A 19,999-nucleotide genomic window follows, 5' to 3' on the forward strand; every position below is an offset into this window, starting at 1 on the left:
CGTGCCTTCACGCACCCTGTTTGCGGTAGTTGTGACCGATGGGATGCGGCTGGTTGCGCTTGAGCGCCAGTTCGATCTGCTTCTGCCGTTCACGGGCGCTGGTGCGGGTTTTCTCGCTCAGCGTATTCCAGCAATGCGGGCAGCTGATGCCGGGCACGTAATGCTCCGACTGTCGATCCTGAGCCGAAATCGGCGTGCGACAGGCATGACATTGATCGAAGTCGCCCTCACTGAGATCGTGGCGCACGGTCACCCGGTTGTCGAACACATAACAGTCGCCGCGCCAGCGAGTTTCTTGCTCGGGCACTTCCTCCAGGTATTTGAGGATACCGCCCTTGAGGTGATAGACCTCCTCGAACCCCTCACCCAGCATGTAGCTCGACGCCTTCTCGCAACGAATGCCGCCGGTGCAGAACATCGCGACCTTCTTGTGCCTGGCCGGGTCGTAATGCGCCTTGATGTACTCGGGGAACTCGCGAAAGGATTTGGTCTGCGGATCGATCGCACCGTCGAAGGTGCCGATGGCCACTTCGTAGTCGTTGCGGGTGTCGATCAGCAGTACCTCAGGGTCGTCGATCAATGCGTTCCAGTCCTTCGGCTCGACGTAGGTGCCGACACGCTGGTTGGGATCGACGCCCGGCACGCCAAGGGTGACGATTTCCTTCTTCAGCTTGACCTTGGTGCGATAGAACGGCGGTTCCTCACAGCGGGATTCCTTGTGGTCGATATCGGCCAGACGCGGATCGTTGTCGAACCAGGCCAGCAGTGCATCGATACCTTCGCGGCTGCCGGCAACGGTGCCATTGATGCCTTCCTCGGCGAGCAGCAACGTGCCCTTGATACCGTTGGCTTCGAGGACGGCGAGCAGCGGCTCACGCAACGCGACGTAGTCCGGCAGGGAGACGAACTTGTACAGCGCCGCGACGACGATCTTTTGAGTCATGAAGGTTCTCCAGTGGTCACCCTCGCAAAGGGCGGACCGGGAATGCGAAAACGACAGCGCCGGCGTGAGCCGGCGCGGCGCGCATTCTAACAACAAACGCGCGACTGTCCTCTGGTGACAGCCAAACGGCTATTTATGTCCGCCCGCACAGACGGGCGAAGCCGGCGCAACGCCCTGCTGTTGCCATTCTTGCGGTGTATAGGTGTGCAGCGCCAGGGCGTGGATCTGCTGCATCAGTTCGCCCATGGCGGCATAGGCCTTCTGGTGGCGTTTGACGGCGTTGAGGCCGGCGAACTGCTCGCTGACGATCACCGCCTTGTAATGGGTTTCCTGCCCCCGGCTGTGCATGTGGCTTTCATCGAGCACCTGCAGGTGCTCGGGTTGCAGCACCCGCAGGGCGTTTTCAATCACGTTCAGTTTGCTCATGCCTGGCTAACTCCGTCAGGGCTTCTTCTGGGTATCGAGTTCGGCGGTCATTTCCGCCAGCAGCTTGTTCACCTGGGGCACGGCGCCTTCCAGCCTGGCCTGGGTCAGCTGCGCCGAGCGCGCATTGAGTTGCGGCAACCGGGCCAGCACCTTGCGGCCCAGTTCGGATGCGTAGAATTCATTCAGTTCGGCCAGCTCCTGCTCACTGAACACTTCGCTGTAGAGCGCAATCAGTTCGGGCTTGAGCTTGTCCCAGCCGATCTCCCGGTCCAGCACGGCATCGGCCTTGGACTGGTAGCTTTCCAGCAGGGCGCGCTTGCTTTCCGGCGCCTGCGTCTGGGCGAAGCGCTCGGCGAACATCTGCTGGACCTGGGCATAGATCGGTACGGTCAGGCGGTTGGCGCTGGCCAGTTCGAGAAAGCGCTCGGCCCGTGCGGCGTGGCTGGCCTCATCGGCGCTGACCTGAACGCTGAAGACTGCCAGCGACAAGACACTGCAAAGGCCGGCCATACGAAAAAGGTGCATTGAGTGATCCTTGGTGGGCGATAGTTGAGCCTCAGTGGACACATTCTGCGCGCGGAGTTCCAATCTCTCAAGGAAGGGGGAACCCGCACCCTCCCCCGGCAGCCTAAACTCAATCGTCCAGCAACGGAGCAAAATGGCATGACCCGCACCGAAACCGACAGCCTAGGCCCCGTGGAAGTACCGGAACAGGCCTACTGGGGCGCGCAGACCCAGCGCTCGTTGAGCAACTTCGCCATCGGCGACCAGCGCATGCCCCTGGCCGTCTGCCACGCACTGGCGCTGATCAAGAAGGCGGCGGCGCGGGTCAATGACCGTATCGGCGACCTGCCGCCCGATATCGCCCGGCTCATCGAACAGGCCGCCGACGAGATTCTCCACGGCCAGCACGACGAGCAGTTTCCGCTGGTGGTCTGGCAGACCGGCAGCGGTACCCAGAGCAACATGAACGTCAACGAAGTGATCGCCGGTCGCGCCAACGAACTGGCCGGCGGCACCCGCGGCGGCAAGAGCCCGGTGCACCCGAACGATCACGTCAATCGTGCACAGAGCTCCAACGACTGCTTTCCCACCGCCATGCACATCGCCACCGCCAGGGCGATCCATGACCAGTTGCTGCCGGCCATTGCCGAGCTGTCCGGCGGCCTGGCCGAGCAGGCGGCGCGCCATGGCAGGCTGGTCAAGACCGGGCGCACGCACATGATGGATGCCACGCCCGTCACCTTCGGCCAGGAGCTGTCCGCATTCGTCGCGCAACTGGACATCGCCGAGCACGCCATTCGCCAGGCGCTGCCAGCGGTCTACGAACTGGCCCAGGGTGGCACCGCGGTCGGCACCGGCCTCAATGCGCCCCATGGTTTCGCCGATGCCATCGCGGCGGAACTGGCGGCGCTGTCCGGGCTGCCCTTCGTCTCGGCGCCGAACAAGTTCGCCGCGCTGTCCGGCCATGAGCCGCTGGTGGCCCTGTCCGGGGCGCTGAAAACCCTGGCCGTGGCGCTGATGAAGATCGCCAATGACCTGCGCCTGCTCGGCTCCGGCCCGCGCGGCGGCTTTGCCGAAGTGCGCCTGCCGGCCAACGAACCGGGCAGCTCGATCATGCCCGGCAAGGTCAACCCGACCCAGTGCGAGGCACTGTCGATGCTCGCCTGCCAGGTCATGGGCAATGACGTGACCATCGGCTTCGCCGCGAGCCAGGGGCACCTGCAGTTGAACGTGTTCAAGCCGGTGATCATCCACAACCTGCTGGAATCGATCCGCCTGCTGGCCGATGGCTGCCGCAACTTCAACAGCCACTGCATCATCGGCATGGAGCCGGACGCCGAGCGCATGGCCGAACACCTGGAACGCGGCCTGATGCTGGTGACGGCGCTGAATCCGCATATTGGCTACGACAAGGCTGCCGAAATCGCCAAGAAGGCCTACGCCGAAGGCAGCACCCTGCGCGAAGCGGCGCTGCAACTCGGCTATCTCAGCGATGAGGAATTCGATCAGTGGGTGCGCCCGGAAACCATGCTGGAACCGGGGTAGCGGAGCGTCGGATTACGCCTACGGATCGTCGGATTACGAGACCCGGATCGTCGGATTACGCCTACGGCTAATCCGACCTACATCTGGCGGAACATCGGCGGCAACGCGGGTTGGTTTTTTCCTAATCCTTTGCGATGGCCGCCTCAAGCGCTTCGTTCAGCGTGCGCAGGACCTTGATCCGGGCGAAGCGCTTGTCGTTGGCTTCCACCAGCGTCCAGGGCGCGATTTCGGTGCTGGTGCGGTCGACCATGTCCGTTACCGCATTGCCGTAATCGTCCCACTTTTCACGGTTGCGCCAGTCTTCCCCGGTGATCTTGAAGCGCTTGTGCGGCGTGTTCTCGCGCTCCTTGAAACGCTCCAGCTGGGTCTGTTTGTCGATGGACAGCCAGAACTTGACCACCACCACGCCGGCATCGATCAGCTGCTCCTCGAAATCGTTGATCTCGTTGTAGGCCCGCAGCCACTCATCAGGCGAACAGAACCCCTCGACGCGCTCGACCAGCACACGGCCATACCAGGAACGGTCGAAGATGGTGAACATTCCACGGCCCGGTACATTGCGCCAGAAACGCCAGAGCCAGGGTTTGGCCCGCTCGTCCTCGCTGGGCGCCGACACCTGTACGGTGCGATACAGGCGCGGATCCAGTGCGCCGGTGATACGGCGGATGGCACTGCCCTTGCCGGCGGCGTCATGTCCTTCGAACAGCGCCAGCACGCCGCGCTTGCGCAGGCGACGATCACGCAGCAAGTGGGAAAGCCGCGCCTGCTCGTCGGCCAGTTGGCGTTTGTAAGTGTCCTTGTCCAGCTTCTGCGAGAGATCCAGGCTGCCGAGCAGACTCAGCTGATTCATGCTCATGTCCGCTTCGACCGGTGCGGAATGCGGCGCCACGGCAGGTCCATCGTTGCTATCGAGTGCCGCATTCAGACCTCCGAGCAACAGACGTCCGGCGATCAGGCTGCGATAACGCTCGTCAGCCCCCTCGATCACGTACCAGGGGGCGAAACTTCGGCTGCTGCGGCGCAGGATCAGCTCGCCATGGCGCACGAACCTGTCGTAGGTCTTGGACTGCTGCCAGTCCAGCGGGCTGATGCGCCAGCTGTGCAGCGGGTCGTCCTTGAGCGCTTCGAGGCGACGGTGCATACGGTCCTTGGACAGGTGAAACCAGAACTTGAAGATCAGCACGCCTTCGTCGCAGAGCATGCGTTCCAGGCGTTGCGCCCGGCTGATGGCCAGCTCCAGGTCAACCTTGCGCGTGCGCCCATGCACACGGTCTTCGAGCATCTTGCTGTACCAGTTGCCGAAAAAAATGCCGGTCTGCCCCTTCGCAGGCATACGCCGCCAGTAGCGCCAGGCAAGCGGATGCGAAAGCTCCTCGTCGCTGGGCACATCGAAGCTGTCCACACGAATCAGGCGCGGGTCCATCCATTCGTTGAGCAGCTTGATGGTCTCGCCCTTGCCCGCACCTTCGATGCCGTTGATCAGGATAAGCACCGGAAAACGTGCCTGTTCCCGAAGCCGGTTCTGGGCATTGAGCAAGGCTTCGCGCAGGATCGGTACTTCGGCGTCGTAGGTGGCCTTGTCGATGCTGTGGCCGATTTCCGCAGACTCGAACATCGTGTTCTCCAGAGACTTGTCGCGTTCATTGATGGTTAGCAGGCCCGTCCAAGTATCGCGCAAAAACACTGCCCGAAATTGACTGATGGCAGTTGGCCTCCAACTTCTCTGCTTTTCTGATGCGACAAAGCGTGCCCGCAGCGGCTTTGCGGTGGCTGCTAGAATCGCGCACCTTGATTTCAGGATATAGCCCATGCCTGCCGATACCCCGACGCCTCTGCAGCACGCTGAACTCGACTGGGACGAAAACGGCCAGCCGCAATCACGCCGCTATGGCGATGTGTATTTTTCGCGCGCCTCGGGGCTTGCCGAAACGGCTCATGTATTTCTGCAGCCGAACCGGCTGGCCGAGCGCTTCGCCGCCCTGGCGAAAGGCCAGCGACTGGTGATCGGCGAGACGGGGTTCGGCACGGGGTTGAATTTTCTCTGTGCCTGGCGGCTCTTCGAGCAGCAGGCGCAGGCTGACACTTTCCTGCATTTCGTCAGCGTGGAAAAGCATCCACTGAGCCGTGAGGACCTGCAGCGGGCGCTGGCCCTGTGGCCGGAACTGCAGGGTCTGGCGCAACAGCTGTTGGATCGGTACGTGGCGGTGAATCCGGGCTTCCAGCAATTTCGCTTCGGTCGGATAACCCTGACGCTGATGGTGGGCGACGCATTGGAATGCCTGGGCAGCCTGTACGCAGGGGTCGATGCCTGGTTCCTCGACGGCTTCGCCCCGGCGAAGAACCCGGACATGTGGCAGCCGGAGCTGTTCGCGCAGCTGGCGCGCCTGTCCGCACCGGGCGCGACCCTGGCCACCTTCACCAGCGCAGGCATCGTGCGCCGTGGATTGCTGGCGGCAGGCTTCGAAGTCGAACGTATCCCCGGCTTCGGACAGAAACGCGAAAGCCTGCAGGGGCGCTTCGACAGTCGGGTTCCACAGCCCGGCAAACCCTGGTTTTCCCGGCCCACCTTCACCCCGAAGCAGCGCAAGGCGCTGGTGATCGGTGCAGGCCTGGCCGGTTGCGCCAGCGCCGCCAGCCTGGCCGCGCGGGGCTGGCAGGTGACGCTGCTGGAGCGCCACGCAGAGATTGCCGAGGAAGGCTCCGGCAATCCCCAGGGCGTGCTCTACCTCAAGCTTTCGGCGCATGGCACGGCGCTTTCACAACTGGTGCTCAGCGGCTTCGGCTACACCCGCAGGCTGCTGCGCAATCTGCAACAGGGCCGGGACTGGGACGCCTGCGGCGTGTTGCAGATCGCCTTCGATGACAAGGAAGCCGCGCGTCAGGCCGAGCTGGCCGGCGTCTTCCCGACAAGGTTGCTGCATGCGCTGGACCGCACCCAGGCCGAACAGCTGGCCGGCGTCGAGCTGGACAACGGCGGCCTGTTTTACCCGGATGCCGGCTGGGCGCATCCACCGGCCCTGTGTCGCTGGCTGATCGACAACCCGGCCATCGAAGTGCGCACGCATCGCCATCCCGTCGAACTGCGGCGCAACGGCGAACAATGGCAGGCCATCGAGGACGGCGCGGTACTGGCCGAAGCGCCGGTGGTCGTCCTTGCCGGCGCGGCGGATGTGGCCCGCTTCGAGCAGAGCGCCTGGCTGCCGCTCAAGCGCATTCGCGGGCAGATCACCGGCCTGCCGATGACCGAGCAGAGCACGGCCTTGCGCACCGTACTCTGCGCCAAAGGCTATGTCGCACCGGCACGCAACGGTCAGCACACGCTGGGCGCAAGCTTCAATTTCGCCGACACCGACCCGGCGCCCAGCGCAGCCGAACACCACGCCAATCTGGACATGCTGGAGGAAATCTCCGCCGACCTGCATCGAAAGCTGCGGGCCGACAGCCTGCCCGTCGAGCATTTGCAGGGGCGCGTCGCCATGCGCTGCACCAGTCCCGACTACCTGCCGATCATCGGCCCGCTGGCCGATTCCGCGTCATTTGCCGAGGCCTATGCGGTACTCGCTCGCGATGCGCGACAAGTGCCGCAAACGCCCTGCCCCTGGCTGGACGGGCTTTATGTCAATACCGCCCACGGCTCGCGCGGCATGATCAGCGCGCCGCTGTCCGGCGAGCTGCTGGCCGCCTGGATCGACGGCGATCCGCTGCCGGTGCCACATGCCATTGCCGAGGCCTGCCATCCCAGCCGCTTCCTGCTGCGCAAACTGATCCGCGGCGCGTCCTGACGCTGCGATTCAGCGATTCTCTGCAGCGGTTATTCCCGCCGCGCGGTAGCCACTGTTCAGCGAAAGCGACAGACAGTTTTACGAATTCTGGTTTGACCCCCAATCCCGAATTTGTTTGGGTATACCCCTGACTGGTACGCAATGGCTGCCGCAGGCAGCGCGCTGGTCCGGAAAGCTGAACTTCAGGTTCCGGGCATCAGTCACACTCCCCAACGGCAAAACCGGTAAGGACTTTCATGTGTGGCATAGCTGGAGAACTTCGTTTCGATAATCGCCCCGCCGATCTGGCGGCGATTGAACGCATCACTCAACACCTCACCGCCCGCGGCCCCGACGCCAGCGGCTTTCATAGTGCCGGCCCGATGGCCATGGGCCATCGGCGGCTGAAGATCATGGATCTGTGCGAGGCCTCGGGTCAGCCGATGATCGATTCGGCGCTGGGCCTGTCGATGGTCTTCAACGGCGCCATCTACAACTACCCGGAACTGCGCGCCGAGCTCGAAGGCCTTGGCTACCGCTTCTTTTCCGAAGGCGACACCGAGGTCCTGCTCAAGGGTTTTCATGCCTGGGGCGAGGCCCTGCTGCCGCGCCTGAACGGCATGTTCGCCTTCGCCATCTGGCAGCGCGATGTGCAGGAACTGTTCATCGCCCGCGACCGGCTCGGCATCAAGCCGCTGTACCTGTCGCAAACCGGCGACCGTCTGCGCTTCGCCTCCAGCCTGCCGGCGCTGCTCAAGGGCGGCGATATCGCCGGCGTGCTGAACCCGGTGGCGCTCAATCACTACATGAGCTTCCACGCCGTGGTGCCGGCCCCGGATACACTGATCGCAGGGATCGAGAAACTGCCGCCGGGCACCTTCATGCGGGTCGATGCCAGCGGCAAGACCCACCAGCAGCGCTGGTGGCAACTGACGTTCGGCGCGCGGGAAGACGAGCAGCACTACACATTCGAGGACTGGCAGGAACGCACCCTGGCGGCGCTGCGTGAATCCGTCGCTTTGCGCCAGCGTGCGGCGGTGGACGTCGGCGTGCTGCTGTCCGGCGGCGTCGATTCCAGTCTGCTGGTCGGGTTGCTGCGCGAGGCCGGAGCGGCGAACAATCTGCTGACCTTCTCCATCGGTTTCGAGGACGCTGGCGGCGAGCGCGGCGACGAATTCAAGTATTCGGACCTGATCGCCAATCACTACCAGACCCGCCATCACCAGCTGCGCATCCAGGAAAAGGAAATCCTCGAACAGTTGCCCGCAGCCTTCCAGGCGATGAGCGAACCGATGGTCAGCCACGACTGCATCGCCTTCTATCTCCTGTCGCGCGAGGTTTCCAAACACTGCAAGGTGGTGCAGAGCGGCCAGGGCGCGGACGAACTGTTCGCCGGCTATCACTGGTATCCCCAGGTCGATGGCGCTGGGGACCCGGCTGCAGCCTACCTCGCCGCCTTCCGCGACCGCAGCTACGAGGAGTACGCCGAAACCATGCAGGCGCAATGGGCCAGGGGCGATTTCTCCGGCGACTTCGTGCGCCAGCACTTCGCCCAGCCCGGCGCCGATGCTGCGGTGGACAAGGCGCTGCGTATCGACAGCACCGTGATGCTGGTGGAAGACCCGGTCAAGCGCGTGGACAACATGACCATGGCCTGGGGCCTGGAAGCGCGCGTACCTTTCCTCGATCACAATGTCGCCGAGCTTTCAGCACGCATACCGGCACAATACAAGCTGCCCGGCGGCGGCAAATATGTCCTCAAGGAAGCCTCACGCAAGGTCATTCCCGCCGAGGTCATCGACCGGCCCAAGGGCTATTTTCCGGTGCCCGGCCTCAAGCATCTGCATGGTGTCACCCTGAACTGGGTGCGCGAACTGCTGACCGATCCCAGCCAGGATCGCGGCCTCTACGACCCGGCCATGCTCGACAGGCTGCTCAACGATCCCGATGGCCAACTGACGCCGCTACGCGGCTCCAAGCTCTGGCAACTGGCGGCGCTCAACCTGTGGCTGAGCGAACAGGGGCTTTGACTCGCGTTGCAAGCGAGTCCACCACACTCAAGGAAAGCCACATGCAGAAGTCTCAAGCATACGGACAGCGACTGTTGCGCGGCCAGGCACCGACCTACGAACGTCTCCAGGCGCGCCTGGCTGGCGACGGCCAGGCCGAACAGCCCGGGCCGGTCACCCTGCATTGCGGCTGGGGGCGGATTCTGGTCGGCCATACCTATGCCGAGCCAGCGGAGCTGGCGGCGGACCTGCTGGGCGAACAGGCCGGCGAACGCGACATCGCCCTCTATGTCGCCGCGCCGCATCAGGTGCTGGCCCATGCGCCGCAGCAGCTCTTCCTCGACCCCTCCGACACGCTGCGTATCTGGTTCACCGATTACCGTCCGGCGCGCCGCAGCTTTCGCGGTTTCAGCATTCGCCGGGCGCAGAGCGAGGCGGACTGGAAGGCCATCAATTGCCTCTACCAGTCGCGCGGCATGCTGCCGGTCAATCCGGAACTGTGCACACCGCGCGAGGAAGGCGGGCCGGTCTACTGGCTGGCCGAGGACGAGGACTCCGGGCAGGTCATCGGCAGCGTGATGGGCATCAATCACCAGAAGGCCTTCAACGATCCGGAAAACGGTTCCAGCCTCTGGTGCCTGGCGGTTGCACCCAGTTGTACGCGCCCCGGTGTCGGCGAGGCGCTGGTGCGGCACCTGATCGAGCAGTGCATGGGCCGCGGCCTGGCCTATCTGGACCTCTCGGTGCTGCACGACAACCGCCAGGCCAAGGCGCTCTACGCCAAGCTCGGCTTCCGCGACCTGCAGACCTTTACCGTCAAGCGCAAGAACAGTTTCAACCAGCCGCTGTTTCTCGGTCCCGGCCCGGAAGCCACGCTCAACCCCTACGCCCGGATCATCGTCGACGAAGCGCGCCGGCGCGGCATCGAGATCGCCATCGATGACGCCGAAGCCGGCCTGTTCACCCTCACCCAGGGCGGTCGGCGCGTGCGCTGCCGCGAATCGCTGTCGGACCTGACTTCCGCCGTGAGCATGACGCTGTGCCAGGACAAGTGCCTGACCCACCGCACTCTTGCCCGCGCGGGCCTGCACCTGCCGGCCCAGCGCCTGGCGGGCTCTGCCGAGGACAACGCCGCCTTTCTGCGCGAACACGGCAGTCTTGTCGTCAAGCCCGTCGATGGCGAACAGGGCCACGGTGTCTCGGTGGACCTGCGCAGCCGCGAGGACGTGGAAGAGGCCATCATCCGTGCGCGCCAGTTCGACCAGCGCGTACTGCTGGAAAGCTTCCATCCGGGGCTGGATCTGCGCATCGTGGTGATCGGCTATGACATGGTGGCCGCCGCGATCCGTCGTCCTGCACAAGTCGTCGGCGATGGCAGCCACACCATCGGTGAACTGATCGAAGCCCAGAGCCGCCGGCGCCAGGCGGCCACGGGCGGCGAAAGCTGCATTCCCATGGATGAAGAAACCCGGCGCTGCCTGCACGATGCCGGCCTGGACTACGACAGCGTCCTGCCCGGCGGCCAGCATCTGGTAGTCAGGCGCACCGCCAACCTGCACACCGGCGGCACCCTCGAGGACGTCACCGAGCAGCTGCATCCCGAGCTGGTCGAAGCTGCCGTTCACGCAGCGCGGGCACTGGATATCCCGGTGGTCGGGCTGGACCTGCTGGTCACAGCGCCTGACCAGCCTGAATACGTCTTCATCGAAGCCAACGAGCGCGTCGGCCTGGCCAACCATCATCCTCGCCCCACTGCCGAGCGCTTTATCGACCTGCTGTTTCCCCTGAGCCACAGCGCCAGCCTGGCGCAAGCTCAGCAACCTGAACAGGAGCGCAAGTGACCACCCGCATTCCCGAGCCTGACCTCAACTACCTGCAGCGCGTGCTGCTGGAAACACTCGCAATCCCCAGCCCCACCGGCTTTACCGACACCATCGTGCGCTACGTGGCCGAGCGCCTGAAGGAACTGGACATCCCCTTCGAGCTGACCCGGCGCGGCACCATCCGCGCCACGCTCAAGGGTCGCCTCGACAGCCCGGACCGCGCCATCGCCGCGCACCTGGACACCATTGGCGCCAGCGTGCGCGAAATCCATGACAGCGGTCGCCTGGGCCTGTCACCGGTGGGCTGCTGGTCGAGCCGCTTCGCCGAAGGCAGCCGTGTCAGTGTTTTCACCGACGAGGGTGTGATTCGTGGCAGCGTCCTGCCGCTGCTCGCCTCGGGCCATGCCTTCAATACCGAAGTCGACACCATGCCCATCAGCTGGGACCACGTCGAACTGCGTCTGGATGCCCATACCGCCAACCGCGCCGACACCCTGGCACTGGGCGTCAACGTGGGCGACTTCGTCGCCTTCGATCCGATGCCGGAGTTCACCGACAGCGGCTATATCAGCGCCCGCCACCTGGACGACAAGGCCGGCGTGGCCGCCCTGCTGACTGCGCTGAAGGCACTGGTCGAGAGCGGACACGAACTGCCCATCGATTGCCACCCGCTGTTCACCATCACCGAGGAAACCGGCTCCGGTGCGGCGGGCGCCCTGCCCTGGGACGTCAGCGAATTCGTCGGTATCGATATCGCCCCCACGGCCAAGGGCCAGGCCTCCAGCGAACATGCCGTCACGGTCGCCATGCAGGATTCGGGCGGCCCCTACGACTATCACCTGTCGCGACACCTGCTCAAGCTGGCGAGCGCCCAGGATATCGCGGTACGCCGCGACCTGTTCCGCTACTACCACAGCGATGCCCAGTCCGCGATTGCCGCCGGCCACGATATCCGCACGGCATTGCTGGCGTTCGGCTGCGACGCCACCCACGGCTACGAGCGCACCCATATCGACAGCCTGACGGCCCTGAGCCGGCTGATCTGCGCCTACCTGCTCAGTCCGCCGGTATTCTCCAGCGACGCCCAGGCCTGCCAGGACTCGCTGGAAAGCTTCAGCCACCAGCTCGAACACGACACGCAGATGGAAAACGACACCCGGGTACCGGCGGTCGATGCGATTCTCGACAGACCGACAGAGGGCAGGAAGGACACCTGAGCCCAGCTGACGGTATGCTTGCCGACCCGTCACCAGGCACTCCGGAACCATGCTTATTCCTTACGACCAGCTCGAACCCGACACCCTCACCCGCCTTATCGAAGACTTCGTGACACGCGACGGCACCGACAATGGCGACGAGACCCCGCTGCAGACCCGTGTCGAGCGGGTGCGCGGGGCGCTGGCCAAGGGGACGGCGGTGATCGTTTTCGACATGGAACACCAGCAATGCCAACTGGCGCTCAGGCATGAAGTGCCGCGCGAGTGGCTGGAGGATTGAGGAAAACTCGTAGGGCCGAAGAAAAATCAGCCCAGCACGCCGCCATCCCGCTCCCAGGCACAACGCATGCGCAGATCGCGCTGGTGCGGGCTGTGCGAGCCGCTTTCGGTTTCCCAGCGGAAGGTGTGGGTGCCGTTGAGTTCGGTTTCGAGGTGGACCACCGCGCTGGTCCAGTAGAGTTCGTCGAGCAGTGCCTCGAAGTTGCGCACCCACAACGCCCACTCGTATTCCACCGCCCGATAGCTGGCGCCGAAGTGAATCACCTGGGTCTGATACAGGCCTTCGTCCTGGCAGCAGGAAAACATTTCCCGCCCGATAAAGGGCCAGCCCTCCCCCTGCGGCAGGTTGTCCAGCGCACGGCGGTTGACGGCGCGGCGCACGCGGCACTGCTCGGCGTCGGCTGATGGCCAGTCGCGGATACTGCCGTAGACGATGGATTCGGGCTCCACAGGCTCACTCCAGGGGAAAGCCCGACATGTTCAACCAATTCTTGCCGTCATTCCAGCACCGGACCAGCTGACACCAGGCCTCACATTTCACAGAGTGATGCAGACCACAGTTGCCCTGACTAGCCCGCTGCCTGCGCACGTCGTGGCGTCAGCCCCATGGCCAGCACCGACATCGTCGCCGACATCCCGGCGAGCACCAGAAACGGCACACGGTAGTCACCGGCCAGATCACGTCCCAGACCGACCAGCACCGGCGACAGACACGCCAGGCAATATCCGGTACAGAGCATCATCGCGGTCAGGCGACTCACCGCCAGCGGCGTACTCGCTTCATACATCGGCAACAGCATCGACAGCGAGAAGGTCCCGTTCAGGGCAACCCCCAGCAACATGCAGACCACCAACGGCTGAACCTGCGGCGCCCAGGCGATCAACAACAGGGACGTGGTCGCGAGCACCCCGCAGGCAGCCATCAACAGGTGCCGGTTACCAAACCGCTGCGCCACCCAGGGCAGCGCGAAGGCACTCGGCAGACCGATCAGCATAAAGCCGCTGAAGAACGCATTGCCCTCCGCCACGCTGAAGCCGGCCTCGTGATAACGCGCCACCAGCCAGGTCGTCAGCGCGTAGAACAGCCCGGCCTGCAGCGCAAAATAGCCACTCACGAGCCAGGCCCTCGGCTGATTCCAGGGCAGTCCAGCACGGCTTTCGCTGGGCGCTTCCGGCTGGTTTGGCAAGCGCAGCCAGATCAACAGGGCCAGCACGGCAGGAATCGCCCACAGAGCCAGCGCCCAGCTCCAGCGCCCTCCCAGCCACTGCATCGCCGGCGCGGTCAGCACCACGCCGAGGGTGCCGCCGATGGCCATGCTCAGGGAATAGAAGGCTGCAGTCTGGCCCATGCGATCAAGGAAATAGCGCTTGATGAAGCCCGACAGCAGCGGCCCGGCGACCGCGATGCCGGCACCAACCATGGCCGCCGTGACGATCAGCAGTACCGCGTTGTCACCCAGAACACGCAGCGCCAGGGCCACGGCGATCAGCCCCAGGCAACCGGCAATGGTCCGTTCCAGCCCGAAACGCACCGCAAGGCGTGGCGCCGTTGGCGCAAGCAGGCCCATCAACAGCACCGGCAGAGCGGTGGTCAGGCTGACCAGGCCGCGACTGAGGTCAAGCGCCTCGGCGACACGCTCGATCAGCGGCGCAAAGGAGGTGATACCAGGGCGAAGATTGATGGCGGCGAGCACCAGAGCCAGCATGAGCAGCCAGCGGGATGGGTTGTTCACAGTGCATCCTGAAGCGGACCGGGAGCGGGTCGGTCACCCTACCCCCGCCCCTCCGTTCGATCAAGCCTTTTGGACTCGTCAGTCAGGTTTATGCTTGCTGAGCATCTTCTCCGTCATCGTGATCATCTCGTCGTAGATCGACTGGGGGTCATGCCGCTTGGCTTTCCAGGCCATGCGCCCCTGCTCGTGGGGCAGGATCATGAACACGCCTTCGGCGACCTGCCGATGAATATGCTCGGCAATATCGGCAGCGGTGATCGGCGAGGCTTCCAGCAGCTTGCTGACCTGGGCCTTCATGCCAGGTGTCGGACCCCGGAAGGAATCCATCAGGTTGGTCTGGAAGAATGACGGGCAGACTACATGGACGCCAACGCCCTGCGGCTTGAGCTCCACCAGCAGGCTTTCCGACAGGGCCACCACACCGGCCTTGGCCACGTTGTAGTTGCTCATGCCCGGCGCCTGCATCAGCGCCGCCATGGAAGCGATGTTGATGATCGTGCCACGGCTTTCCCGGAGCAGCGGCAGGAAGGCCTTGCAGCCTTTGACCACGCCCATCAGGTTGATCGCGATCTGCCAGTCCCAGTCTTCCAGCGAGAGCTCGTCGAAGAAACCGCCCGAAGCGACTCCGGCGTTGTTCACGACCACGTCGATGCCGCCCAGCTTGACCTCACACGCCTGCGCCAGTGCCGTCAGCTGGCTGTAGTCGCGCACGTCGCAGCGCTGGGTGAAACCGTCGCCACCGGCTTCGCGAACCATTTCCAAGGTCTCAGCCAGACCGGCTTCATTGACGTCCGAGAGCGCCAGGCGCCAGCCTTCACGCGCCCAGCGCAGGGCGATCTCACGCCCAAGACCGGAACCGGCACCCGTAACCATCATGCGATTTTGCATCGTTCGCCGCCTTTCGTTCGTTGAGTCGCAGCGAGTCTAGCGAAAGCCAATGTCCGCCCTGACCTTCATTCAAGCACTGAATGACGGGTGCTTTGCCTGAGCGCTGAAATGCAAAAAGGGCAGCCCCTGGGCTGCCCTTTTACGTGTACCGCTCTAGCCGATCATCAGTGAGCGACGGCGCCAGTGGCCCCCAGCCCGGTCTGCGAACGCACGAACTGCGGGAAGAACCGCGCGCGCTCTTCGCCGGCACTGCGGCTCTTGTCGGTGACCGAGAAGAACCAGATGCCGATGAAGGCCACGGTGACCGAGAACAGCGCCGGGTAGGAGTACGGGAAAATCGCCTCGGCGTTGCCCAGTACCTGCACCCATACGGTCGGGCTGAGGATGGTCAGGACCAGCGCGGTGAACAGGCCCAGCGAGCCACCGAACAGCGCACCACGGGTGGTCAGATCCTTCCAGTACATGGAAAGGAACAGCACCGGGAAGTTGCAGCTGGCGGCGATGGAGAAGGCCAGACCGACCATGAAGGCGATGTTCTGCTTCTCGAAGGCGATGCCCAGCAGGATCGCGATCACACCCAGCGAGAGCGTGGTGATCTTGGTCACGCGCATCTCGTCGGCTTCCTTGGCCTTGCCCTTCTTGATCACGCAGGCGTACAGGTCATGGGACACCGCCGAGGCGCCGGCCAGCGTCAGACCGGCGACCACCGCCAGGATGGTGGCGAAGGCGACCGCGGAGATGAAGCCCAGGAACAGGTTGCCGCCGACCGCTTCGGCCAGGTGCACCGCCACCATGTTGGTGCCGCCGATGATGGCGCCAGTGGCGTCCTTGTACTCGGGATTGGTGCTGACCAGCAGGATCGCGCCGAAGCCGATGATGAAGGTCAGAATGTAGAAGTAGCCGATGAAGCCGGTGGCGTAGAACACGCTCTTGCGCGCTTCCTTGGCATCCGACACGGTGAAGAAGCGCATCAGGATATGCGGCAGGCCGGCAGTACCGAACATCAGCGCCAGGCCCAGGGAAATCGCCGAAATCGGATCGGTCACCAGACCGCCGGGGCTCATGATGGCCGCGCCCTTGTCATGCAGCTTGACCGCTTCGCTGAACAGCGCGCCGAAGTCGAAGTTGACACTCTTCATCACCATGATGGCCATGAAGCTGGCGCCGGACAGCAGCAGCACCGCCTTGATGATCTGTACCCAGGTGGTGGCCAGCATGCCGCCGAACAGCACGTACATGACCATCAGCACGCCGACCAGGATCACCGCGATCATGTAGTCCAGGCCGAACAGCAACTGGATCAGCTTGCCGGCACCGACCATCTGCGCGATCAGGTAGAAGGCCACCACGGTCAGCGAGCCGAAGGCCGAGAGGATGCGGATCTGGGATTGGCCGAGGCGATAGGAGGCCACGTCGGAGAAGGTGAACTTGCCCAGGTTACGCAGGCGTTCGGCCATCAGGAACAGGATCAGCGGCCAGCCGACCAGGAAGCCGATGGAGTAGATCAGGCCGTCGTAACCGCTGGTGAATACCAGCGCGGAAATACCCAGAAAGGACGCCGCGGACATGTAGTCGCCGGCAATCGCCAGACCGTTCTGAAAGCCGGTGATGCTGCCGCCGGCGGTGTAATAGTCAGCGGTGGAGGTGTTGCGCTTGGCCGCCCACTTGGTGATCCCCATCGTGAATGCGATGAAAACCACGAACATGATGATGGCGGTCCAGTTGGTCGCCTGCTTCTGGACTTCGCCTGTCAGGGCTTCGCCAGCCAGCAGCAGCGGGGATGCCGCCAGCAGTGCGGCAGCGATCAGGAAACGAAATTTCATTACTTCTGGACCTCGTCGAGGATTTCCTGGTTGAGGCGGTCGAACTCGCCATTGGCACGCTGTACGTAGATACCGGTCAGGATAAAGGCCATGAAGATCACGCCGATGCCCACCGGAATACCCCAGGTGGTGACGCTGCCCGCAGCAAGCGGAATGCCCAGAACTGCAGGCTCGAATGCGATGGTCAGAATGAAAGCCAGATAGGCGCCAAGCATCAGGCTCGAAAGCAGCCAGGCAAAACGTCCCCGCTTTGCGACCAACTCCTGGAACCGCGGATTGTCGTAGATCTGCTGGTAAAGATTTTCGTTGCTCATTGAATGTTCTCCGCACATTCCTCGCCCTCCAATGAGAGCAGGGGGCGGTACTTTAGGGCCGAGCCAGCCGAACGCCACTCGACGATGGTCTTGTTTTTATTTTCCTGAAACCTGCGTTCTAGACGCATGCGTGGCATATTGCCGCGCACATAGAAGACGACTATTCCGCTCATCATGTTTCGTGATTTCCCGATCACACCGGGCTGACGCAGACTCCACCCAACAGAGAATAATTCTCGACTGCAATGTCAGGAGTCGGCCATGACCAAGACCATCACTTTCACCCTGATGCACTTCTGCATCGCCTTCTCGGTGACCTATGCCTTGACCGGAAGCCTCGCTGCCGGTGGCCTGGTAGCTGCAATCGAACCCCTGTGCAATTCCGTGGGTTTTTATTTTCACGAGAAGATCTGGCAGCGACTGGACAAGCGTCAGCCCGCGCAAACTGCGATCCCGGCCCATGCCTGGTTGCATCACCAGGCCTGACCCCCTTCTTTAAATCCCGGTATGGCTTTCAATCAGGCTGATTGCCATCGCGTGCAACCAGAAAGCTGCGCGGCGGTCAATGTAGGAGTACAAGGAGTCCGAAGCGGAGCGTGACGGCTAACTCAGGCTCTCACCCCGTCCATGGAGATGTTCCCGATGCGATTGCCGTTGTTATCCGCCCTGCTCGCGCTGGTCATGACGCCTGTTCATGCAGCGGATATCAGTATCGAAGAATATGGTTACCCCTTGAGCAACCCCTTCGAGGCGACTATCGCCTCGACCCCTGTGGAGTTGCGCGTCGAAGTCCCCGCCAATGAGGATATCGATCAGGCCGACTACAGCCTGCGCTTGCGCCCCGAACGCGAGTTCATCCTGCCGGACAATTTCTGGGCGGTGAAAAGACTGACCTATCGCCTGGCCCGCCAGCCCGGACCTGCGCCGTTGATATTCATCATCTCGGGTACAGGCGCAAGCTATGCCGCAGGCAAGACCGAGTCGCTGAAACGCCTCTTCTACGGCGCCGGCTATCACGTCGTACAACTGTCATCGCCGACCAGCTTCGACTTCATCGCCGCCGCCTCGCGCCATGCCACGCCGGGCTACAGCCCCGAGGACGCCAAGGACCTGTACCGGGTCATGCAGGCGGTCCGGGCGCAGCAGCGCGACCTGCCGGTCACCGAATTCCACCTCACCGGCTACAGCCTGGGCGCGCTCAACGCGGCTTTCGTCAGCCAGCTGGACGAGACACGACAGAGCTTCAACTTCAAGCGCGTCCTGCTGCTCAACCCGCCGGTGAACCTCTACACCTCGATCAGCAACCTGAACAGGCTGGTGCAGACCCGCGTGGAAGGCATCGACAGCAGCACTACCTTTTACGAACTCATCTTCGACAAGCTCACCCGCTACTATCGCCGGCAAGCCGTGATCGACCTCGATGCGGCCATGCTCTTCGACTTCCAGCAATCCCCCATGCGGCTGACCGATGAGCAGATGGCGATGCTGATCGGCTCGTCCTTTCGCTTCTCCTCCGCCGACATCGCCTTCACCTCCGACCTGATCAACCGCCGTGGCCTGATCGTGCCGCCCGGCTACCCCATCGACGAAGGCACCAGCCTCGAACCCTTCTTCCGGCGTGCGCTGCTGTGTGACTTCGATTGCTACCTGACCGAGCAGCTGATTCCCATGTGGCGCGCCCGACAGGGTGGCGGTGGCCTGCAGCAACTGATCCAGCAGGTCAGCCTTTACGCGCTGGAAGACTACCTGCGAGACAACCCCAGAATCGGCGTGATGCACAATGCCGACGACCTGATCCTGGGCCCTGGCGACCTGGGCTTTCTGCGCCGCACCTTCGGCGAACGCATGCGCCTGTACCCGCGCGGCGGGCATTGCGGCAACCTCGACTACCGGGTCAACGCCCGCCATATGCTGGAGTTCTTCCGTGGCTAGGACGCTGATGAGAAAACTGGGCGCGACCACCCTGCTCGTGCTGCTGGCCGGCATCGCCCATGCACAGACAACCATTGCCGACGAGGATGGCTTCACCCATCCGCTGCGTACATTGAACTTCAATCCAGGGCTGAATCAGCGTGAATTCGAGCGCGCCACCTTCGATGCGCTGGACATTCACGACCCCTGGGAATCACTGAACCGACGCATGTATTACTTCAATTACCGCCTGGACCAGTGGGTGATGCTGCCGGCGGTGCGCGGCTACCGCTATGTCACGCCCCGGATCGTGCGCACGGGCGTGAGCAACTTCTTCAACAACCTGGGCAATATTCCCACGCTCTTCAACAGCCTCGCTCAATTCAAGGGCGAGCGGGCGATGAACACCACGGCCAGATTGCTGTTCAATACGGTAATTGGCATTGGCGGCATCTGGGACCCGGCCACTCGCATGGGCCTGCCTCGCCACCGTGAGGATTTCGGACAGACGCTGGGGTTTTACGGAGCGCCCCACGGGCCGTACCTGATTCTGCCGGCGCTGGGGCCGTCCAATTTGCGCGACACCACAGGGCTGGTGATGGATTTTACCGTCGAGAGGCAGGTCGATTATTTCCGCTACTCCGAGGCCAGCGGCGGCGAGTCCGGCCTGACCGCACTGCGCCTGATCGACCTTCGCCACGGCACCAGCCTGAGATATGGCCAGCTCAATTCGCCCTTCGAGTACGAGAAGGTCCGCTACATCTACACCAGGGCGCGGGAACTGCAGATCGAGGAATAGCAGAGTCTGTTCCCGTTTCGTTCG

Annotated in this window: 18 protein-coding genes; 9 read left to right on the top strand and 9 right to left on the bottom strand. The window is 63.4% G+C overall.

Features of this window, described 5'->3' with window-relative positions:
- Positions 1–7 precede the first annotated feature (7 nt).
- The 3 genes from G7020_RS06335 to G7020_RS06345 all read right to left on the bottom strand — a co-directional run bounded on the left by G7020_RS06335 (position 8) and on the right by G7020_RS06345 (position 1,894).
- On the bottom strand, positions 8–943 hold the full coding sequence (locus tag G7020_RS06335; RefSeq protein ID WP_181083090.1) for a rhodanese-related sulfurtransferase: 936 nt from the start codon (positions 941–943) through the stop codon (positions 8–10).
- A 129-nt stretch (positions 944–1,072) separates the two neighbouring features.
- The gene (locus tag G7020_RS06340; protein WP_181083091.1) at positions 1,073–1,369 is read right to left on the bottom strand and encodes a BolA family protein; all 297 of its coding nucleotides are present in this window, start codon (positions 1,367–1,369) and stop codon (positions 1,073–1,075) included.
- Positions 1,370–1,384: 15 nt separating this feature from the next.
- Positions 1,385–1,894, bottom strand: a complete 510-nt coding sequence (locus tag G7020_RS06345) for a DUF2059 domain-containing protein (RefSeq protein ID WP_181083092.1) — start codon at positions 1,892–1,894, stop codon at positions 1,385–1,387.
- A gap of 138 nt (positions 1,895–2,032) precedes the next feature.
- Here G7020_RS06345 and G7020_RS06350 point away from each other — a divergent pair, with 138 nt between their 5' ends.
- On the top strand, positions 2,033–3,418 hold the full coding sequence (locus tag G7020_RS06350) for a class II fumarate hydratase (RefSeq protein WP_181083093.1): 1,386 nt from the start codon (positions 2,033–2,035) through the stop codon (positions 3,416–3,418).
- Positions 3,419–3,539: 121 nt separating this feature from the next.
- Here G7020_RS06350 and pap read toward each other — a convergent pair whose 3' ends face one another.
- A complete protein-coding gene (gene pap / locus G7020_RS06355; protein WP_181083094.1) occupies positions 3,540–5,033 on the bottom strand; it encodes a polyphosphate:AMP phosphotransferase in 1,494 nt (497 codons plus the stop codon).
- Between the two features lie 193 nt (positions 5,034–5,226).
- Between pap and mnmC the strand changes: the two genes are divergently transcribed.
- The 5 genes from mnmC (at position 5,227) to G7020_RS06380 (ending at position 12,508) form a co-directional block, all read left to right on the top strand.
- Entirely contained in the window at positions 5,227–7,200 is a 1,974-nt protein-coding gene (gene mnmC / locus G7020_RS06360; RefSeq protein WP_181083095.1) for a bifunctional tRNA (5-methylaminomethyl-2-thiouridine)(34)-methyltransferase MnmD/FAD-dependent 5-carboxymethylaminomethyl-2-thiouridine(34) oxidoreductase MnmC, read from the top strand.
- A 236-nt stretch (positions 7,201–7,436) separates the two neighbouring features.
- Positions 7,437–9,209: an N-acetylglutaminylglutamine amidotransferase gene (locus tag G7020_RS06365; RefSeq protein ID WP_181083096.1), complete on the top strand. Its 1,773-nt coding sequence runs from the start codon at positions 7,437–7,439 to the stop codon at positions 9,207–9,209.
- Between the two features lie 41 nt (positions 9,210–9,250).
- Positions 9,251–11,029: an N-acetylglutaminylglutamine synthetase gene (gene ngg / locus G7020_RS06370; RefSeq protein WP_181083097.1), complete on the top strand. Its 1,779-nt coding sequence runs from the start codon at positions 9,251–9,253 to the stop codon at positions 11,027–11,029.
- Entirely contained in the window at positions 11,026–12,228 is a 1,203-nt protein-coding gene (locus G7020_RS06375) for an osmoprotectant NAGGN system M42 family peptidase (protein ID WP_181083098.1), read from the top strand. Before ngg ends, G7020_RS06375 begins: the two co-directional genes overlap by 4 nt.
- A gap of 49 nt (positions 12,229–12,277) precedes the next feature.
- Positions 12,278–12,508, top strand: a complete 231-nt coding sequence (locus G7020_RS06380; RefSeq protein WP_181083099.1) for a YheU family protein — start codon at positions 12,278–12,280, stop codon at positions 12,506–12,508.
- 26 nt (positions 12,509–12,534) lie between these two features.
- Here G7020_RS06380 and G7020_RS06385 read toward each other — a convergent pair whose 3' ends face one another.
- The 5 genes from G7020_RS06385 to G7020_RS06405 all read right to left on the bottom strand — a co-directional run bounded on the left by G7020_RS06385 (position 12,535) and on the right by G7020_RS06405 (position 17,265).
- The gene (locus tag G7020_RS06385; RefSeq protein WP_181083100.1) at positions 12,535–12,957 is read right to left on the bottom strand and encodes a hypothetical protein; all 423 of its coding nucleotides are present in this window, start codon (positions 12,955–12,957) and stop codon (positions 12,535–12,537) included.
- Between the two features lie 119 nt (positions 12,958–13,076).
- Positions 13,077–14,213 carry a CynX/NimT family MFS transporter gene (locus tag G7020_RS06390; protein WP_181083182.1) on the bottom strand — a complete coding sequence of 379 codons (1,137 nt, stop codon included), beginning with the start codon at positions 14,211–14,213 and terminating at the stop codon, positions 13,077–13,079.
- Positions 14,214–14,318: 105 nt separating this feature from the next.
- The gene (locus G7020_RS06395) at positions 14,319–15,128 is read right to left on the bottom strand and encodes an SDR family oxidoreductase (protein ID WP_181083101.1); all 810 of its coding nucleotides are present in this window, start codon (positions 15,126–15,128) and stop codon (positions 14,319–14,321) included.
- Between the two features lie 164 nt (positions 15,129–15,292).
- Positions 15,293–16,951: a cation acetate symporter gene (locus tag G7020_RS06400; RefSeq protein ID WP_181083102.1), complete on the bottom strand. Its 1,659-nt coding sequence runs from the start codon at positions 16,949–16,951 to the stop codon at positions 15,293–15,295.
- Positions 16,951–17,265 carry a DUF485 domain-containing protein gene (locus G7020_RS06405; RefSeq protein WP_181083103.1) on the bottom strand — a complete coding sequence of 105 codons (315 nt, stop codon included), beginning with the start codon at positions 17,263–17,265 and terminating at the stop codon, positions 16,951–16,953. The genes G7020_RS06400 and G7020_RS06405 overlap by 1 nt, the downstream gene beginning before the upstream one ends.
- A gap of 261 nt (positions 17,266–17,526) precedes the next feature.
- On the opposite strand from G7020_RS06405, the gene G7020_RS06410 reads away from it, so the two are divergent.
- The 3 genes from G7020_RS06410 (at position 17,527) to G7020_RS06420 (ending at position 19,975) form a co-directional block, all read left to right on the top strand.
- Positions 17,527–17,751: a DUF2061 domain-containing protein gene (locus G7020_RS06410; RefSeq protein ID WP_181083104.1), complete on the top strand. Its 225-nt coding sequence runs from the start codon at positions 17,527–17,529 to the stop codon at positions 17,749–17,751.
- Positions 17,752–17,946: 195 nt separating this feature from the next.
- Entirely contained in the window at positions 17,947–19,197 is a 1,251-nt protein-coding gene (locus tag G7020_RS06415) for a serine/threonine protein kinase (protein ID WP_258189269.1), read from the top strand.
- A gap of 7 nt (positions 19,198–19,204) precedes the next feature.
- Positions 19,205–19,975 (top strand): MlaA family lipoprotein, encoded by a 771-nt coding sequence (locus tag G7020_RS06420; RefSeq protein WP_181083183.1) that lies wholly within the window; start codon positions 19,205–19,207, stop codon positions 19,973–19,975.
- Positions 19,976–19,999 lie beyond the last annotated feature (24 nt).

The organism is Stutzerimonas stutzeri (assembly GCF_013522825.1).
Lineage (GTDB): Bacteria > Pseudomonadota > Gammaproteobacteria > Pseudomonadales > Pseudomonadaceae > Stutzerimonas > Stutzerimonas stutzeri_AK.

Excerpts from the sequence above, each read along its gene's own strand:
- G7020_RS06335 (WP_181083090.1), bottom strand. The coding sequence starts at position 943 with ATGACTCAAAAGATCGTCGTCGCGGCGCTGTACAAGTTCGTCTCCCTG.
- G7020_RS06340 (WP_181083091.1), bottom strand. The coding sequence starts at position 1,369 with ATGAGCAAACTGAACGTGATTGAAAACGCCCTGCGGGTGCTGCAACCC.
- G7020_RS06345 (WP_181083092.1), bottom strand. The coding sequence starts at position 1,894 with ATGCACCTTTTTCGTATGGCCGGCCTTTGCAGTGTCTTGTCGCTGGCA.
- G7020_RS06350 (WP_181083093.1), top strand. The coding sequence starts at position 2,033 with ATGACCCGCACCGAAACCGACAGCCTAGGCCCCGTGGAAGTACCGGAA.
- pap (WP_181083094.1), bottom strand. The coding sequence starts at position 5,033 with ATGTTCGAGTCTGCGGAAATCGGCCACAGCATCGACAAGGCCACCTAC.
- mnmC (WP_181083095.1), top strand. The coding sequence starts at position 5,227 with ATGCCTGCCGATACCCCGACGCCTCTGCAGCACGCTGAACTCGACTGG.
- G7020_RS06365 (WP_181083096.1), top strand. The coding sequence starts at position 7,437 with ATGTGTGGCATAGCTGGAGAACTTCGTTTCGATAATCGCCCCGCCGAT.
- ngg (WP_181083097.1), top strand. The coding sequence starts at position 9,251 with ATGCAGAAGTCTCAAGCATACGGACAGCGACTGTTGCGCGGCCAGGCA.
- G7020_RS06380 (WP_181083099.1), top strand. The coding sequence starts at position 12,278 with ATGCTTATTCCTTACGACCAGCTCGAACCCGACACCCTCACCCGCCTT.
- G7020_RS06390 (WP_181083182.1), bottom strand. The coding sequence starts at position 14,213 with ATGCTGGCTCTGGTGCTCGCCGCCATCAATCTTCGCCCTGGTATCACC.
- G7020_RS06395 (WP_181083101.1), bottom strand. The coding sequence starts at position 15,128 with ATGCAAAATCGCATGATGGTTACGGGTGCCGGTTCCGGTCTTGGGCGT.
- G7020_RS06400 (WP_181083102.1), bottom strand. The coding sequence starts at position 16,951 with ATGAAATTTCGTTTCCTGATCGCTGCCGCACTGCTGGCGGCATCCCCG.
- G7020_RS06405 (WP_181083103.1), bottom strand. The coding sequence starts at position 17,265 with ATGAGCAACGAAAATCTTTACCAGCAGATCTACGACAATCCGCGGTTC.
- G7020_RS06410 (WP_181083104.1), top strand. The coding sequence starts at position 17,527 with ATGACCAAGACCATCACTTTCACCCTGATGCACTTCTGCATCGCCTTC.
- G7020_RS06415 (WP_258189269.1), top strand. The coding sequence starts at position 17,947 with ATGACGCCTGTTCATGCAGCGGATATCAGTATCGAAGAATATGGTTAC.
- G7020_RS06420 (WP_181083183.1), top strand. The coding sequence starts at position 19,205 with ATGAGAAAACTGGGCGCGACCACCCTGCTCGTGCTGCTGGCCGGCATC.